This window comes from Erythrobacter litoralis, from assembly GCF_029760855.1.
In the GTDB taxonomy this organism is placed as follows: domain Bacteria; phylum Pseudomonadota; class Alphaproteobacteria; order Sphingomonadales; family Sphingomonadaceae; genus Qipengyuania; species Qipengyuania litoralis_A.
The window spans coordinates 111,020-126,027 of sequence record NZ_SOSI01000001.1; the positions used below are offsets into that span (position 1 = coordinate 111,020).

The 15,008-nt window shown below is 61.2% G+C and carries 15 protein-coding genes; 10 read left to right on the top strand and 5 right to left on the bottom strand.

What is annotated here, in order from left to right; genetic code table 11:
- Nucleotide 1 precedes the first annotated feature (1 nt).
- Complete coding sequence (locus tag E3U23_RS00510) at nucleotides 2-970, top strand: homoserine kinase (RefSeq protein ID WP_279349213.1); 969 nt, start codon at nucleotides 2-4, stop codon at nucleotides 968-970.
- Nucleotides 967-1,401 carry a ribonuclease HI gene (gene rnhA / locus E3U23_RS00515; protein ID WP_279349214.1) on the top strand — a complete coding sequence of 145 codons (435 nt, stop codon included), beginning with the start codon at nucleotides 967-969 and terminating at the stop codon, nucleotides 1,399-1,401. The genes E3U23_RS00510 and rnhA overlap by 4 nt, the downstream gene beginning before the upstream one ends.
- Here rnhA and E3U23_RS00520 read toward each other — a convergent pair whose 3' ends face one another.
- Both E3U23_RS00520 and E3U23_RS00525 read right to left on the bottom strand, forming a co-directional pair.
- Nucleotides 1,402-2,493, bottom strand: a complete 1,092-nt coding sequence (locus E3U23_RS00520) for an NAD(P)/FAD-dependent oxidoreductase (RefSeq protein WP_279349215.1) — start codon at nucleotides 2,491-2,493, stop codon at nucleotides 1,402-1,404.
- Entirely contained in the window at nucleotides 2,490-3,473 is a 984-nt protein-coding gene (locus E3U23_RS00525) for an alpha/beta hydrolase (protein ID WP_279349674.1), read from the bottom strand. The genes E3U23_RS00520 and E3U23_RS00525 overlap by 4 nt, the downstream gene beginning before the upstream one ends.
- A 96-nt stretch (nucleotides 3,474-3,569) precedes the next feature.
- Here E3U23_RS00525 and E3U23_RS00530 point away from each other — a divergent pair, with 96 nt between their 5' ends.
- The 7 genes from E3U23_RS00530 to E3U23_RS00560 all read left to right on the top strand — a co-directional run bounded on the left by E3U23_RS00530 (nucleotide 3,570) and on the right by E3U23_RS00560 (nucleotide 11,044).
- Complete coding sequence (locus E3U23_RS00530) at nucleotides 3,570-4,286, top strand: A24 family peptidase (RefSeq protein ID WP_279349216.1); 717 nt, start codon at nucleotides 3,570-3,572, stop codon at nucleotides 4,284-4,286.
- Nucleotides 4,287-4,379: 93 nt separating this feature from the next.
- Nucleotides 4,380-5,402, top strand: a complete 1,023-nt coding sequence (gene cpaB, locus E3U23_RS00535) for a Flp pilus assembly protein CpaB (RefSeq protein WP_279349217.1) — start codon at nucleotides 4,380-4,382, stop codon at nucleotides 5,400-5,402.
- 38 nt (nucleotides 5,403-5,440) lie between these two features.
- Nucleotides 5,441-7,021: a type II and III secretion system protein family protein gene (locus tag E3U23_RS00540; RefSeq protein WP_279349218.1), complete on the top strand. Its 1,581-nt coding sequence runs from the start codon at nucleotides 5,441-5,443 to the stop codon at nucleotides 7,019-7,021.
- Between the two features lie 54 nt (nucleotides 7,022-7,075).
- Nucleotides 7,076-7,687, top strand: a complete 612-nt coding sequence (locus E3U23_RS00545; RefSeq protein WP_347709999.1) for a CpaD family pilus assembly protein — start codon at nucleotides 7,076-7,078, stop codon at nucleotides 7,685-7,687.
- Between the two features lie 3 nt (nucleotides 7,688-7,690).
- Complete coding sequence (locus E3U23_RS00550) at nucleotides 7,691-8,983, top strand: pilus assembly protein CpaE (protein WP_279349220.1); 1,293 nt, start codon at nucleotides 7,691-7,693, stop codon at nucleotides 8,981-8,983.
- Between the two features lie 68 nt (nucleotides 8,984-9,051).
- On the top strand, nucleotides 9,052-10,023 hold the full coding sequence (locus E3U23_RS00555) for a type II secretion system F family protein (protein WP_279349221.1): 972 nt from the start codon (nucleotides 9,052-9,054) through the stop codon (nucleotides 10,021-10,023).
- Between the two features lie 22 nt (nucleotides 10,024-10,045).
- Complete coding sequence (locus tag E3U23_RS00560; protein ID WP_279349222.1) at nucleotides 10,046-11,044, top strand: type II secretion system F family protein; 999 nt, start codon at nucleotides 10,046-10,048, stop codon at nucleotides 11,042-11,044.
- Between the two features lie 45 nt (nucleotides 11,045-11,089).
- On the opposite strand, the gene E3U23_RS00565 is transcribed toward E3U23_RS00560, so the two are convergent.
- From E3U23_RS00565 to E3U23_RS00575, 3 genes are all read right to left on the bottom strand, one after another.
- A complete protein-coding gene (locus E3U23_RS00565; RefSeq protein WP_279349223.1) occupies nucleotides 11,090-11,563 on the bottom strand; it encodes a MarR family winged helix-turn-helix transcriptional regulator in 474 nt (157 codons plus the stop codon).
- Between the two features lie 55 nt (nucleotides 11,564-11,618).
- Nucleotides 11,619-12,491 carry a crotonase/enoyl-CoA hydratase family protein gene (locus E3U23_RS00570; RefSeq protein ID WP_279349224.1) on the bottom strand — a complete coding sequence of 291 codons (873 nt, stop codon included), beginning with the start codon at nucleotides 12,489-12,491 and terminating at the stop codon, nucleotides 11,619-11,621.
- 473 nt (nucleotides 12,492-12,964) lie between these two features.
- Nucleotides 12,965-13,618 carry a TetR/AcrR family transcriptional regulator gene (locus E3U23_RS00575; protein WP_279349225.1) on the bottom strand — a complete coding sequence of 218 codons (654 nt, stop codon included), beginning with the start codon at nucleotides 13,616-13,618 and terminating at the stop codon, nucleotides 12,965-12,967.
- Between the two features lie 89 nt (nucleotides 13,619-13,707).
- Here E3U23_RS00575 and E3U23_RS00580 point away from each other — a divergent pair, with 89 nt between their 5' ends.
- Nucleotides 13,708-14,799 (top strand): aldo/keto reductase, encoded by a 1,092-nt coding sequence (locus E3U23_RS00580; RefSeq protein ID WP_279349226.1) that lies wholly within the window; start codon nucleotides 13,708-13,710, stop codon nucleotides 14,797-14,799.
- Nucleotides 14,800-15,008 lie beyond the last annotated feature (209 nt).

Below are 15,008 nucleotides of genomic sequence, written 5' to 3' on the forward strand. Positions count from 1 at the left end.
GGTGGCCGTCTATACCGATTTGAGTGCCGAAGACCTCGCTCGGCTGATCGGCGCATGGGATGTCGGCACGCTGGTTTCGGCAAAAGGCATCGCGGAGGGCGTTTCGAACAGTAATTGGTTGATCGAAACGAGCGGCAGCACGCACGGTTCGCGCTTCATCCTCACCATGTACGAGCGCCGGATCGATCTTTCGGACTTGCCCTTCTTTCTTGGTTTGCTCGACGATCTCTCCGCCGCGAAGCTTCCCGTTCCTCGGACAATTCACGACCGTGACAGCGCGGCGTTCCGGATGGTGGACGGCAAGGCGGTCGCCCTGATCGAATTCCTTCCCGGTGTCTCGCCGGGCTCACCCTCGTCCGCGCAAGCTTATGCGACCGGCAGCGTCCTCGCCCGGCTTCACCAGACAACCCGCAATTACGCGAGCGAGCGCCCGAATGATCTTTCACCGCCCCACTGCGCCGCGCTGATGCAAAGCTTCGATGGTGGCGCGCTGGCCTTGATCGATCCCGACCTGCCCCAGGTCGCCGATAATGCGGTAAGTCTGGCAAACCAATGGCCGCAAGATTTACCGCGCTCGATCATCCATTCGGACTTGTTTCCCGACAATGTCCTGATGCTCGGCAACGACGTGAGCGGGCTGATCGACTTCTATTTCTCCTGCACCGATTTCATGGCCTACGATCTGGCCGTAACCCACGCAGCGTGGTCGTTCGGAAAGGCAGGCCAAACCTACCATGAGGACGTGGGCGCGGCCCTGATCGAAGGGTACGAAAGCGTGCGGACGCTTTCTGCAGACGAACGCAGCGCCATGCGCATTCTGGCTCAAGGTGCTTGCCTGCGCTTCGTCGCCAGCCGTGTCGAAGATTGGCTCGACACACCGGCCGGCGCGTTGGTGACACGCAAGGACCCGATGGATTTCGTCCGCCGCTGGCGCTTCTACGAAAAACAGGGCAACGCGCTGTTCGCATGAAACAGGTCGAGATTTTTACCGACGGTGCCTGCAAGGGCAATCCAGGCCCGGGCGGCTGGGGCGTCCTCTTGCGCATGGGGCCGCACGAGAAGGAAATGTCGGGAAGCGATCCCGACACCACCAACAACCGCATGGAACTGACCGCCGCAATCCGCGGCCTCTGTGCCCTGATCGAACCCTGCCGGGTCGATCTCTACACAGACAGCAAATACGTGATCGACGGGATTACCAAGTGGGTTCACGGCTGGAAAAAACGCGGCTGGATCAACGCCAGCAAGAAGCCGGTGCGCAACGCCGAATTGTGGCACGAACTGATCGATGCGAGCTCACGGCACGAGATCGAATGGCACTGGGTGAAAGGCCATTCAGGACATGCGGAAAACGAACGGGTGGACAAGCTCGCCAGCGATGCGGCCGAAGCGTTGACCTGATCAGGAAAAGCGGTCCGGCGCGTAGAGGGAGGCATCGAGGCCCTCGGTCATGGCATCGCGGACATTGTTCAACAGCAATTGACCGGCAAGCCGCGCGGCGGCAGGCGATGTCTGGATGCCGAACCCGCCTTGTCCGGCAAACCACGCGAAGCCCTCGACTTGCGGATCGTAGCCGTACACGGGCAGCCGGTCGGGGGCGAAACTGCGCAGGCCTGCCCACTTACGTTCGACCGCCTCGACCTGCCAATCGACGACCTCCTCCAGCCGCGCGATCGCTTCGGCCACTGCCAGTTCTTCGGGCGCAGCATCGCAGGGCTGGCTCGGCTCTTCGTCGTGCGGACTGAGCCAAAGCCTTCCCGCCTCCGGCTTGAAATAGAACCGCCCCGAAATATCGAGCGTCAGCGGAAGGTCGGGCGGCGGCGGGGCGGCGAGCCGCAATTGGACGACCGTTCTGCGCAGCGGCGCAATGCTCAAGGGTTCGGCCCCAACCAGCTTCGCGACGCCATCCGCCCATGCGCCGGCCGAATTGACGAGCGTGGCGGCATCGAATGAGAGACCTACTGTCCTCAGGTTCCAAACGGCTTCCCGCCGCTTTGCCTGCCGCAACCGTGCCCGGCATACTATCTTGGCACCGGCCTTTCTGGCGCGCGACAGATAGTGCTGGTGCAACCCGGCGACGTCAATGTCCGCACACGCCGGTTCCCAGATCGCCCCTGTCCATTCTTCGCGTAAGCCGGGCAGCTTGGCTTCAAGCGGGCCGCGCTCCAATCTCTCGATCGTAGCGCCGGTCTCTGCGAAGCGGTTCAGAAACCCATGGAGCTTCGGCTCGTCCGCATCCCGTCCTATATACAGGGCACCGCGTTGGGTCAGGAACCCATGATCGCGCAGGTAAGGCCCCGAAGCGAGCGTGAGCGGAACGAGTTCTGGCCCGCCATAGCATTCCTCCCAAAACGCGGCCGAGCGGCCCGTTGCATGGTATCCGGGCGCGTCTTCCGCTTCCAGGACGACGACGCGCGCCCCCCCTTCCGCCAGTTCTGCGGCGATGCTCGCCCCGGCTATGCCGGCACCGGTGATGGCGAAGTCGTAGATCATCGTTCGGCAGGCGCATGCAAGTCGAGGAAATGCGCGATGCCTTCCATCGCGCCGTGACGGACCGAATCGACTTCACGCAGGAGTTCGTGATGCGCGTCTTTGTCGAATTCGAGCAGTTCTCCATTCGGTAAGCGTTGTACCGCGCGTAAGACAGCGTCGTGCCGCACGAGCTTGTCGTTCGCGGTCGAAATCATCAGGACAGGAATCGTCACCCGTTCCAGCGCACCTTCTGCTTCCAAGATGCGGGTAGAGGCGTAGGCGCGTTCGACCCAGCGCCAGCTCGCGGGGCCCATAAGAACCTCGGGGCGGTGAATACGCCACCAAAGCTCGTCCTGGTAGCGGTTGATATCGTGGGTCAGGAGGTCCTGCCGTCCGGCAAGGTCCTCGCCCGGCTTCTCGCTCCATTTCCACGCCTGCCGACGCGGATCGCCGATCCGGGTCATCAATTTCGCGACGGCATGCAGGATAGGCAATGGCAGTGGCGGCCCCGCCATGCCGAGCATCGGGGCAACCAGCACCGCTGCATCGGGGGAAGCTGCGCCTTCGGTCAAAGCGCGCATGACCAGATGCCCACCCATCGAGTGGCCGAGCAGGACGTGGGGGCCTGGCGTCCCGGATGTCCATACCGACCACAAAACTTGGAGGTCCGCGACCCAGTCAGCAAAATCCTCGACATGCCCGGTATGCGGATGACCGCCCAGCCGCCCCGAGCCGCCCTGCCCGCGCCAGTCCGCCGCCGTGACGCGCCAGCCCGCGCGGTGCCAATCCTCCAGAGTTTCAAGATATTTCTCATAGAAATCTCCCCGTCCCGGAAGGAACAGGATCGATCCGCGCGGCGACGCGTGCCGCCCCGGCCAATCGATCCGTCGGATCTCGTGCCCGTCGGACGCGCGCCAGAGGGATTCGCGGGCATCTGCCGGTATGGCGCGGCGGTCGATCGGGTCAGGCTGCGATTGCGCATCGAACGTCTGCGATGGGATACGCGCCTCCTCTATCGTGCGCCGCCGTTCCGGGGTTACCGTTTGGTAAGCATATTTCTCTAGCAGGATGCCGATCTCGGACCTTGCGGGGATGCCATGTACCACGAAGTTTTCACCTACGTTCTGCTCGGCGCATTGGCAATCGCGCTGGTCGTCGCTGCGGCCACCGACCTGAAGAGCCGGACCATCGGCAACAAACTCAATCTCGCCATCGCGGCGGGCGCTCCGTTGTTCTGGTGGGCGAGCGAGATGTCCCTCTGGCCGGGTGTCGCGATCCAGTTGGCCGTAGCCGCCGCCACCTTCGCGGTGTGCTGCGTATTCTTCGCGCTTCGACAAATGGGCGGAGGCGACGTCAAGCTTCTCACCGCCCTCGCCTTGTGGATGCCGCCGAGCAATTTTCTCAGCGTCGTCGTCATCACCGCAATGCTGGGCTGGGTCCTCACACTGATCATGGGCGCATGGGCAGTGGCGAACTCGAAGGTCGTCGGCGCTCGTCCGATCCGTGACACGGGAATGCTCATTGCGTTTACGCTCGTCGCGGCGAATTTCGCCAGCGGCGTAGTTGGCGGACCGCGTTTGACCTTGCCGTCGAGCCTTGTCGGCGGGCTGGGCGACGACATCGGCATGCTTTTCGTCGCGGCGATGGCCCCGATCCTGCTCCTAGCCGGTGTAACGCTCGCATCGATCCGCATCATCAAGCGCCACGAACAGCAGTTGCGGGTGCCTTACGGGCTCGCGATCTCGATCGCCGGCCTTTCGATCATCGTCGGTAGCACGATTTTTAACCTGCCGAGCAACACCATCGCAGGCTGAATACCCGATCTTAACCAATCGCGCTCTACACGAGTGAAACCATAGCAACCCGCATCCGAATCTCGCGGGTCATCAAAGGGGGCTAGAATAGCCATGGACAGGAAGAAGCTGGTTCTGCTGGTAGGTGCCGCGATCGTCGCGATCGGAACGGCCCTGCTCGCCCGGAGCATGTTCGCCGGGGCAGCCACTCCGCAAGCCGCAGCCGCACAGGTAGAACCGCAGGGCCCGAAAGTCCTTGTCGCCCAGCGCGCCTTGCCGGTGGGTACGATCATCACGGCAGATGCGATCGGTTATCAGCGCTGGCCGGAAGAGCTGGTCAAGGATGCCTACTTCCTCGATGGCGAAGCGGACATCAGCAAGCTGATCGGAACGGTGGTCCGTCACCCGGTGACAGCCGGTGAACCGGTGACCCAAGGTTCGCTCGTCAGCCCCGGAGATCGCGGATTTCTAGCCGCTGCCCTAACACCCGGAATGCGTGCGATTACCGTACCCGTCGACGCGAAAAGCGGCGTGGCAGGCTTCGTCTTTCCCGGCGACCGGGTAGACCTCGTTCTGACGCAAACCGTTTCCGGCAACGACGGAACCGATCTCAAGGCGTCCGAAACCTTCATTCGCAATCTGCGCGTCCTCGCTACCGACCAGTCGACCGAGCAGGAAACCGTAGAGGGTGTGACCCAGGTCAAGGCGTTCAGCACCGTAACGCTCGAAGCAACCCCAACGATCGTCGAAAAGATCACCGTCGCCCAGACAATCGGGACGCTTAGCCTCACCCTCCGCGCCATTTCGGATAGCCACAGCGAGCTTGAACGCGCCATCGCATCCGGCTCGGTCAGCATCCCGGATAACGCCACACCGCAAGAGGAAGAGCGCCTGCTGCGCGAAGCAATGGCCCGCCCGGACGACAGCCGCGGCAGCTATGTGACGGGCGGCGATGTCTCGCGCTTCCAGCGCAGTTCGATGCCCTCGATGGGCAATGCCCAGCCTGCGGCCGCTGCTGTGATGCCGGCCTCAGGACCCGCGGAACCGCGGCAGAATTCCGCTCCGGTCCATAGCGGTCCGAGCGTCCGGGTGACGCGCGGCAAAGACACCGAAAACGTCGCAGTCAGCGCTCGCTGATCGTCAGAAACACAGGAAGCCATTCAGGGGGCATTTCCATGAACCGTCGCGTACACACAAAACTGCTGCTTGCCAGCCTGGCCATGGCGCCGCTGACCAGCATGGCGACCGCGCCCGCAACGGCCCAGTCGACCGTCAGCCCAAGCCAGGAGATCGTCCTTTCGATCGGCCGCGGCGAACTCGTCAACGTGCCGGGCACGATGGCCGACGTCTTCATCGCCAACGACGAGATCGCCGACGTGCAGATCAAGTCGCAGCGCCAGCTCTACCTGTTCGGCAAGGCTGGCGGAGAGACGACGGTCTATGCCAGCAATGCCCGCGGTGACATCATCTGGTCGACGAACGTACGGGTCGGATCGAACATCGGCAGCATCGACCAGATGCTCAATCTCGCAATGCCGGAAGCGAAGATCAACGTCGCGACGATGGGTGCCAATACGGTCCTCCTGACCGGTACGGTCGCCGCGCCGGAAGATGCTGCCGAAGCGCAGACTTTGGTCGAAGCATTCGTCGGCGAAGAGACGAATGTCATCAGCCGCCTCAAGATGGCGACGCCGCTGCAGGTCAATCTGCAGGTTCGCATCGCCGAAGTCAGCCGGAGCGTCGTCAAGGCGATCGGGGTGAACCTGACTTCGCTTGATCAGAGCAACGGTTTCAAGTTCGGTGTAGGCCAGGGACGCGGCCCTACCACTTTTACTCCCGGGCGCACATTCGGCGTGGGAGGGTCGGGAGATCGCCAGGTGATCGATCGGGTCCTCAATCCGATTACGGGAGAAATCGAAGAGATACCGGGCACGAACATCAATGGCGCGGATATCGGGTCAACCCTTGGTTTTGCTGGCCGGCTACTCGGTCTCGATGTCGCAGCCGCACTTGATCTTGCGGAAACCCAAGGCTTGGTGACGACGCTTGCAAATCCGAACCTCACGGCTCTGTCAGGAGAAACAGCAGAGTTTCTAGCCGGCGGCGAATTCCCAATTCCGATAAGCCAGGGTCTCGGAACGACCACAATCGAGTATAAAAAGTTCGGCATCAGCCTGGCTTATTCGCCAATCGTCCTTTCGAACGGTCGGATCTCGATCCGTGTGCGGCCAGAAGTTTCAGAACTATCGTCGCAGGGTGCCATCACCTTCGATGGCTTTCAGATACCCGCACTGACAACCCGCCGTGCCGAGACAACCGTGGAACTTGGTTCCGGCCAGAGTTTCATGATCGCCGGCTTACTTTCGAACAATGCGCAGAACCAGATCGAGAAAGCTCCCGGTCTCGGAAATATTCCGATCCTCGGCAACCTTTTCCGGTCCACGACTTGGCGAAAGGGCGAAACCGAACTCGTCATCGTTGTCACGCCGTATCTCGTGAAACCGGTGGACGCTAGCGAGATACGGCTGCCGACCGACGGTTACTTGAAGCCGACCGAGGGCACTCGAATTCTCGGCTATCAAGAGTCCGACGGCGTAAGTGGAGGCAAACGCCCCGGCCCGACCGTAAAAGAAAGCGGCAGCGCCACGCCCGATCTGAGCCGTTCCGAACCGCAATCCGGAAGTCTCGCAATGCCGGATGAGGCGCGACGCAACGAGAAGACCGCCGCTGCCACACCCGGCTTCAGCTTCGAATAAGGGGACATGGAGATGCTTGTGAACATGAATTGTAAGCGCGCAGGAACGCTCGCTGTGACATTCGCTCTTGCCCTCGGCGCGTGCGGTAAGATGAACATGGAAAACCGCTCGCTCTACAGCGTGAAGCAGCCGGTTGTCGAACGCTCGAATTATACCATCGATGTCGCCACATCGTCCGAAGGCCTGCCCTTCGCCGAGCAGCAGCGGCTGACCGGATGGTTCGAAGGCATGGACCTGAGATATGGCGACCGCCTTTCCGTCGAAAGCGCCGTGGAGAACCCGGCCGTTCAGGAAGATGTAGCCGCATTGGCTGGTCGCTACGGAATACTTATGGCTGAAGGAGCCCCAGTGACCGAAGGGTTCGTAGGGCCCGGACAGGCTCGCATCGTCCTTACCCGTTCGACTGCATCGGTGCCGAACTGTCCCGATTGGTCGCATACTGCGGAAGCCAACCATCTGAACGGCACGAACCCGAACTACGGTTGCGCGAACAACAGCAACCTCGCTGCAATGGTCGCGAACCCGGAAGATCTCGTCGAAGGGCAGAAGGGCACCGGCGAGACGATCGTGACCACGTCGACGAAGGCGATCCGGTCCTATCGCAGCCAAGCGCCGACCGGTGCGGGCGGCCTTCCCGAAACCAGCACGCAAACAGGAGGCAACTGAGCCATGAGCGCGTCTCTTAAATCGGCAATTCCCGGAAATCGCGATCAGTTCGCAGCCTATATCTGCGATGAAACGGCGCTGGATGTTCTCCGGCCCGTTGTCATCGAGCTCGGCTGGCAGCCTGAGAAGTGCAATAAGGGCGGCCTGCGTAACGCGGTCCAATCGCTATCGGTATCGGCCAGTCCGAACATCCTGATGGTCGACCTTTCGGAAAGCGGCGATCCGCTGAACGACATCAACGCTCTGGCCGAGGTCTGCGAGCCTGGAACAGTCGTTATCGCGATCGGTCAGGTGAACGATGTCCGCCTGTATCGCGATCTTCTTGCGAGTGGCATTCACGATTACCTGCTCAAGCCGCTTTCGGCCGGCGTTCTGCGCGATTCCCTCAACCAGGCGCAGGCCGTGTTCATGGCCCCGAGGGCCGGTGAAGCCGATCAACAGCGCCACCATATCTCAACCGCTATCGTCGGAATGCGTGGCGGCGTCGGGGCATCGACATTGGCGACATCGCTTGCGTGGATGTTCAGCCACGACAAGAAGATGCCGACTGCGCTGCTCGATCTGGACGTCCATTTCGGCACGGGTGCGCTCACGCTAGATCTCGAACCGGGCCGCGGCCTGATCGATGCAATCGACAATCCCAGCCGCATCGACGGCCTGTTTATCGAACGGGCGATGATCCGCGCGAACGACAATCTGGCCATCCTTTCTGCAGAAGCGCCGATCAATTCGCCATTGATGACGGACGGTGCCGCCTTCGTGCAATTGCAGGAAGAATTCCGCCACGCATTCGAGATGACCTTGATCGACATGCCGCGAAATATGCTGATCAATTTCCCTCACGTTCTTTCGGATGTGAACGTCGTGACGCTGGTGACCGAAATGACGCTCGCCTCGGCGCGCGATACCATCCGGGCGCTATCGTGGCTGAAAACGAACGCGGCGCATGCCGTACCGATTGTTGTAGCCAACAAGGTCCAGCCCGGCGCTTCGGAAATCAGCAAGGCGGATTTCGAGGCTTCGATCGAGCGCTCGATCGATATCACGATCGCCTACGATCAGAAGGCTGCCACGAATGCAGCGAAACTCGGCCAGACCTTTGCGGCCGCCAACGGTGGAAGCAAGGCGACCGCAGGCATCAAGGAATTGGCGGCCCAAATCGTCGGTGCCGGAAGCGAGAACGACGAGGACGGTACGAAATCGTCTTCGGACAAGAAATCGCTGCTCGGTTCTTTCGATCTGAAATCGCTGCTGGCGAAGAAGGACAAAACGCCCGCTTCCCAGCAGGCGCACTGACACGCGCAGGGCGGCGGACAGGGGGTGTTCGCCGCCCGAAATCCCTCGGGACATGATGGAGTAAAACCATGCCGATGATCCAGATGATGCTGCTAGCCGTGGGGCTCTTCGTGCTTGCCGGGATCGGCTATGTCCTAGTGTTTGCCGGCAGCGCTTCGAAGGCAGGCCAGCGCCGTCTGCAGCAACTCCGCTATCGTCACTCCGAGAGCACTGATGCAAAAGTGGAATCGCAGCTCAAGAAGGCCATTGCCGCGCGGAAGCCGAAGCTTCAGGTAACAGCCGGCTCGGGATCCAAGATCGATGCCCTCGCCATTCGCTTGGATCGGACCGGCAAGGGCTGGACCCTTTCGCAGTATGCCTACACGTCGCTCGGGCTCGGGCTGGTCATCGCTCTGCTTCTGTTCCTCAAGACAGGTTCGCTTCCCCTTTCCCTTGCGGTTGGCGTCTTTGTCGGTGCGGGTCTTCCGCATCTGGTCGTCAACCGCGCAATCAAGAAACGCACCAATCAGTTCAATACGAAATTTCCCGATGCGATCGAACTGCTCGTTCGCGGTTTGCGCTCCGGTCTTCCGGTGACCGAGACCCTCGGTGTCGTCGCGCAGGAAGTTCCTGGACCCGTGGGCCAGGAGTTCAAGATGATCGTCGAGCGGATCAAGATCGGCCGGACAATGGAAGAGTCGCTTCAGGTCACCGCCGACCGGTTGGGCATCGCCGAGTTCAATTTTTTCTGCATCACGCTCGCGATCCAGCGGGAAACGGGCGGCAATCTGGCCGAAACATTGTCCAACCTTGCAGAAGTGCTGCGCAAGCGTGCTCAGATGAAGCTCAAGATCAAGGCGATGAGTTCGGAATCGAAAGCCTCGGCCTATATCGTCGGTGCTTTGCCCTTTATCGTCTTCGTCATGATCTGGTGGATCAATCCGGGCTATGTCGGCGGTTTTTTCGAAGACGACCGTCTCATCGTGACGGGCCTCGGCGGGCTCACCTGGATGGGTGTCGGCGTCTTCATCATGGCCAAGATGGTCAGCTTCGAAATCTGAGCGGCGGGGAAGGAATACCACCATGGAAAGTGCCACCGGTCCGACCCTGCTCGGCTTCGACGTCATCTTCATCGGCTCGATCCTCGCCGGCATTGCCGCCCTTGCGGTCTTCGTCGCGATTTACTCCGCCGTCACCATCAAGGACCCGATGGCGAAGCGCGTGAAAGCGCTCGAAGGGCGGCGCGAGGAGCTCAAGATGGGGCTCGTCACCGCCAGCGCGAAAAAACGTCAAAGCCTGGTGCGCAAGAACGACACCGCCGACAAGGTTCGCGACACGCTCGGCAACATGAAGGTGTTGCAGCAGAGCCAGGTCGAGATGATGCAGCAGAAGCTCGCCTGGGCGGGTTATCGCAACAAGGAAGTTGCGGTCATCCTGCTCGGCGTGCGCATGGCTGCGCCGGTCGTCCTAGGCCTGCTTGCTTTCATCCTTTTTTGGGTCGTCGAGATCTATCCCGATTGGCAGATGAAGCGCGTTGCCGCCCTCGCCGCCATGATGTTCATCGGCTACAAAGGCCCGGAAATCGCGCTCAAGAACAAGGCGACCAAGCGGACCGATGCTATCCGGAAAGGCCTGCCCGATGCCCTCGACCTCCTCGTCATCTGCGCGGAAGCCGGCCTCACCGTCGATGCCGCCTTCAACCGTGTCGCCAAGGAACTGGGCCGCGCCTATCCCGAACTCGGCGACGAGTTCGCCCTGACCGCGATCGAGCTGTCCTTTCTCAATGAGCGCAAGAAGGCGTTCGACAATCTCGCCTACCGCGTGAATCTCGAAGCGGTGAAGGGCGTCGTCACCACCATGGTGCAGACGGAGCGATACGGTACGCCGCTCGCCTCGGCCCTGCGGGTCCTGTCCGCCGAATTCCGCAACGAGCGCATGATGCGTGCGGAAGAGAAGGCGGCGCGCCTTCCGGCCATCATGACGGTGCCGCTGATCCTTTTCATCCTGCCGGTGCTGTTCATCGTCATCCTCGGCCCGGCGGCCTGTTCGATTTCCGACGCCTTCAGCGGCGGGATCGGCTGACGAGCCGCACTGGGACTATCCCGAAGCGCGAAAGCCTGGCGCGGCCTAGCCGCCCGCCAGGCTTTCCGCGTCGAACTCGCCCGCATTCTCGCGCACCCGGGCCAGCATATCGCGTAGCGCCGCACGCTCTTCCGCGCTCAGCACCGAAAACATTTCCGCCTCGATCTTCAGCGCCAGCGGCATGATCCCGGCATGGACCGCCCTGCCCTCCGCCGTCAGGTCGAGCAGGTGCGAGCGGCCATCCTTCTCGTTCGGGCTACGCGCGATCAGCCCCCGATCCTCCAACGAACTGCACGCCCGGTTGACCGGCACCTTGTCCATCAGCGTCGCCTGCGAAAGGTCGCGCTGGGTCATCGGTCCGCTGTCGCCCAGCACCGCCATCACCCGCCATTCGGTCGTCTTCAGCGCGAACCGCTTGCGATACTGGTCCGCGATCCGCGTCGAGACCGCATTGGAGGCGATCGAGAGCTGATACGGCAGGAAGTCCGCCAGACGTTCGAAAGGTTTGCGAGTGGCCATACCCCGATCTTACCCGCTCCCCGCCGCCGCGCAAGGCCGTTACGTTTGCAACCACCTACTTATAGGCGGGCTCATCCCACCATGGATAGATATCGGGCATGTCCGCGCTCACCGTATCGGGATAGTTCGGGGGGCGCTTTTCGAGGAAGCTGCGCACGCCTTCCTTGCTGTCCTCGCTCTTGCCGAGCCGGTAGATCGAGCGGCTGTCCACCCTGTGCGCCATCATCGGATGCTCGGTGGCCGAAAGCCGCCACAGCATCGCGCGGGTTATGGCAACGGATACCGCGGAGGTGTTCTCGGCGATCTCGCGCGCCAGCTCCATCGCCGCATCCATCAGCTCGCCCTGCGGATGAAGCGAGCGCACCAGCCCCCGGTCCCGCGCCTCCTCGGCGCCGAACACCCGCCCCGTCATGCACCATTCCAGCGCGGTTTGCATACCGACGAGGCGCGGCAGGAACCAGCTGGAGCAGGCCTCGGGCGTGATCCCCCGCCGCGCGAACACGAAACCGAAGCGCGCCGTGTCGCTGGCGAGGCGGATGTCGAACGGCAACTGCATGGTCGCCCCCACGCCCACCGCAACGCCGTTGCACGCGCCGATCAGCGGCTTCTGCGAATTGAACAGCCGGAGCACCAGCCGCCCGCCGCCATCGCGCACCCGCTCGTCCGACAGATCGTTCACCGGCTTGTGCCGTGCGAATACATTGCCGCTTTCTCCGTCCGGCGTCAGGTCAGCGCCCGCGCAAAACGCCCGTTCCCCGTGACCGGTAATGATAACGGCCCGGACGGTGTCATCCGCATCGGTGGCGTCGATCGCGTCGATCATCTCGGCCATCATGGTCGAGGTGAAGGCGTTCATCTTCTCCGGCCGGTTGAGGGTCAGCGTGGCGATGCCGTCGGCAATATCAAGCGTGATCTGCGTGTAGGACATAAATTGGATTTCCCTCCTGTAAGCCCTGCCCGATGGAACACATGGAACAGGATCTATGCAAGGAAAAGGGTTAGGCCCTTGCTTGCTATTAGGAGCGCCCCAGATCGAAAAGAGGAGAGGTGTCTTGCTGCATTGTTGCGGCATAGATGGATTGTGAAGTCGTAGGAAAGAGAAAGCCGGCCGGCCTCAATCAGTCGTCCCTATCACGAGGCGCAAAGGCCCGTCGAAGAATGGCTGTGTCCGCAAATGACCGTATTTTTCGTCCCACCGCCCATTGGCCAAATCCCTGGTCAATTCCGAAACGAAGCGCGCGACCGCAGCCTTGGGCACGAGACTCCAGCTCGAGCATGCCAACCAGGTCTTTTCTTCGAAGAACGTTTCCGACTGGCACCGCCTTTATCGCGCGTTATACCGAAATCGTTCTGTACAGTCACGACTTAGGACGGTCATTTGACCCAACCCACCATTTCATCTTAAGTCCGGACTGAGTTTCCATGACCGATGGCTTTCATGTTGTCCGGCCAGGCTTTCATAGCGGCTTCGGCGACATCCGTAAGCGAAGCACGATCCTCACCGTCGCGAGCCATAACCGAAAGCCCTTGAAGCAAGGCGACCACTAGGTTCGCCAGTGCGACAGCGTCGACATCGCCCGCCACGAGACCCTCTTGGATATCACGCTCTATCCGGGCCTGAAGGCTATCGCGCAGTTCGCGGCGATAGACCGCAACGGTGGCGCGTACATCTTCTGACGCTGCGGAACCGCTGGCCGTCGAGCTCGCAAGGAGGCAGCCGGGCGGCGTATCTACGCCTGTGAAGGTTTCGATAGAGTTCGCCAGAACCGATCGTGCTGCATCGTAAGAACTGGGCGCGGCCTCGATAGCCTGCCGAACCGCGCTCGGCTCGCCAGCGTAAAGCCGCACCGCTTCGAAGAACAGGTTCTTCTTGTCGCCGAACGCTGCATAAAGGCTCGGGGCTTTTATGCCCATTTCCCGGATCAAATCGCTGATCGAGGTTGTTTCGTAACCGTGCCGCCAGAAAGCCAGCATGGCCTTATTGAGAACGGCGTCGCGGTCGAACGATAAGGGTCGGCCGCTTTTGCGACGATTGACTTCACTGGTTTCGGTCATGGGTTCCATAATTATCGTTACAAAATTCGGTTGACTGTGATCATGCCATACCCATGTAGTTCTGTAACGATCATTATAAAGGTATAAACATGTCTCTCACCAATTTTCGCACGCTCGGCCGTTCCGGCCTCGTCGTCAGCCCGCTCGCTCTCGGCACCATGACTTTCGGGACCGGGGAATGGGGCGCGGACGAAGCATCGTCTCGCGCCATCTTCGACGCCTATCGCGATGCAGGCGGCAATTTCATCGACACGGCAGACATCTATTCCGGCGGCCAAAGCGAGGAAATGGTCGGCAAGTTCATCAAGGACACAGGCTCGCGCGACGAGATCGTGCTGGCGACAAAATTCGGCTTCAACGGATCGGCCAGCCCGCTCGCCGCGAACCGGTCGGGCGCGGGCAATCCGAACGCGGGCGGGGCCGGTGCGAAGAACATCCACCGTGCGCTGGAAGGGTCGCTGAAGCGCCTCGGCACGGATTACATCGACCTCTACTGGATGCATATCTGGGACGGCGTCACCCCGGTCGAGGAGATCGTCCAGACGCTCGGCGACCTCGTCCGCTCCGGCAAGATTCGGTACTATGGTCTCTCCGATATGCCTGCTTGGGTCGGTGCCAAGGCCGCAGCAATTGCCGCCGAGCGAGGCGTTCCCGGCCCAAAAGCGATGCAATTGGAATATTCCTTGGTTGCCCGCGATGTCGAAGCCGAACATTTTCCGGCGGCGCGTGACGCGGGTATGGGGATCATGCCCTGGAGCCCGCTGGCGGGCGGCTTCCTGACAGGCAAGTACGAGCGCGACGATACGTCCAACACCGGAAGGCTAAGCGGGGCCAACCCATTCGGTGACAGCAAGTTTACGGATCGTAATTGGGATATTCTCGATACCGCCCAGAATATCGCCAGTGAAGTTGAACGTCCGGTTGCACAGGTCGCTCTTGCTTGGACTTTGGCACAGGCGGGCGTCACCTCTACGCTGATTGGCGCAAGCAAGATCTCGCAGATCGAAAGCAACGTAGCTGCCAGCGAGTTCGAACTTAGCCGGGATCAGCTTGCGCGGCTTGACGAGGCAAGCGCGCCGACGCCGGGGTTCAGCGCGTCACTGACTTCGCGCGACACCCGCCGAATGGTCCATGGTGGTCACATTGTAAGCGGCTGGGACGACCAAGCGAAGACATCCTAAGGTGCACCTCGGCTCTGGCATTCACCTCTATGATTTAATGAAAGGGATGCCAGAGCAAATAGGTCGAGTTGCTCGGCTTAGGTGACTGTCTTCAATACACCTGCTGTGTACGATTTGCGAACCAGAACCGAACTGACCGCTACTGCTTCCTCTATTTAATTAGTGAAGCATCCGCCGTCCGCTTCTTACCCCATAGAACGGTCGTTACG

What these genes read in the sequence shown, in the direction of transcription:
- E3U23_RS00555 (WP_279349221.1), top strand. Translation starts at nt 9,052, where the DNA reads ATGCCGATGATCCAGATGATGCTGCTAGCCGTGGGGCTCTTCGTGCTT.
- cpaB (WP_279349217.1), top strand. Translation starts at nt 4,380, where the DNA reads ATGGACAGGAAGAAGCTGGTTCTGCTGGTAGGTGCCGCGATCGTCGCG.
- E3U23_RS00565 (WP_279349223.1), bottom strand. Translation starts at nt 11,563, where the DNA reads ATGGCCACTCGCAAACCTTTCGAACGTCTGGCGGACTTCCTGCCGTAT.
- E3U23_RS00560 (WP_279349222.1), top strand. Translation starts at nt 10,046, where the DNA reads ATGGAAAGTGCCACCGGTCCGACCCTGCTCGGCTTCGACGTCATCTTC.
- E3U23_RS00580 (WP_279349226.1), top strand. Translation starts at nt 13,708, where the DNA reads ATGTCTCTCACCAATTTTCGCACGCTCGGCCGTTCCGGCCTCGTCGTC.
- E3U23_RS00530 (WP_279349216.1), top strand. Translation starts at nt 3,570, where the DNA reads ATGTACCACGAAGTTTTCACCTACGTTCTGCTCGGCGCATTGGCAATC.
- E3U23_RS00540 (WP_279349218.1), top strand. Translation starts at nt 5,441, where the DNA reads ATGAACCGTCGCGTACACACAAAACTGCTGCTTGCCAGCCTGGCCATG.
- E3U23_RS00570 (WP_279349224.1), bottom strand. Translation starts at nt 12,491, where the DNA reads ATGTCCTACACGCAGATCACGCTTGATATTGCCGACGGCATCGCCACG.
- E3U23_RS00550 (WP_279349220.1), top strand. Translation starts at nt 7,691, where the DNA reads ATGAGCGCGTCTCTTAAATCGGCAATTCCCGGAAATCGCGATCAGTTC.
- E3U23_RS00520 (WP_279349215.1), bottom strand. Translation starts at nt 2,493, where the DNA reads ATGATCTACGACTTCGCCATCACCGGTGCCGGCATAGCCGGGGCGAGC.
- E3U23_RS00575 (WP_279349225.1), bottom strand. Translation starts at nt 13,618, where the DNA reads ATGACCGAAACCAGTGAAGTCAATCGTCGCAAAAGCGGCCGACCCTTA.
- rnhA (WP_279349214.1), top strand. Translation starts at nt 967, where the DNA reads ATGAAACAGGTCGAGATTTTTACCGACGGTGCCTGCAAGGGCAATCCA.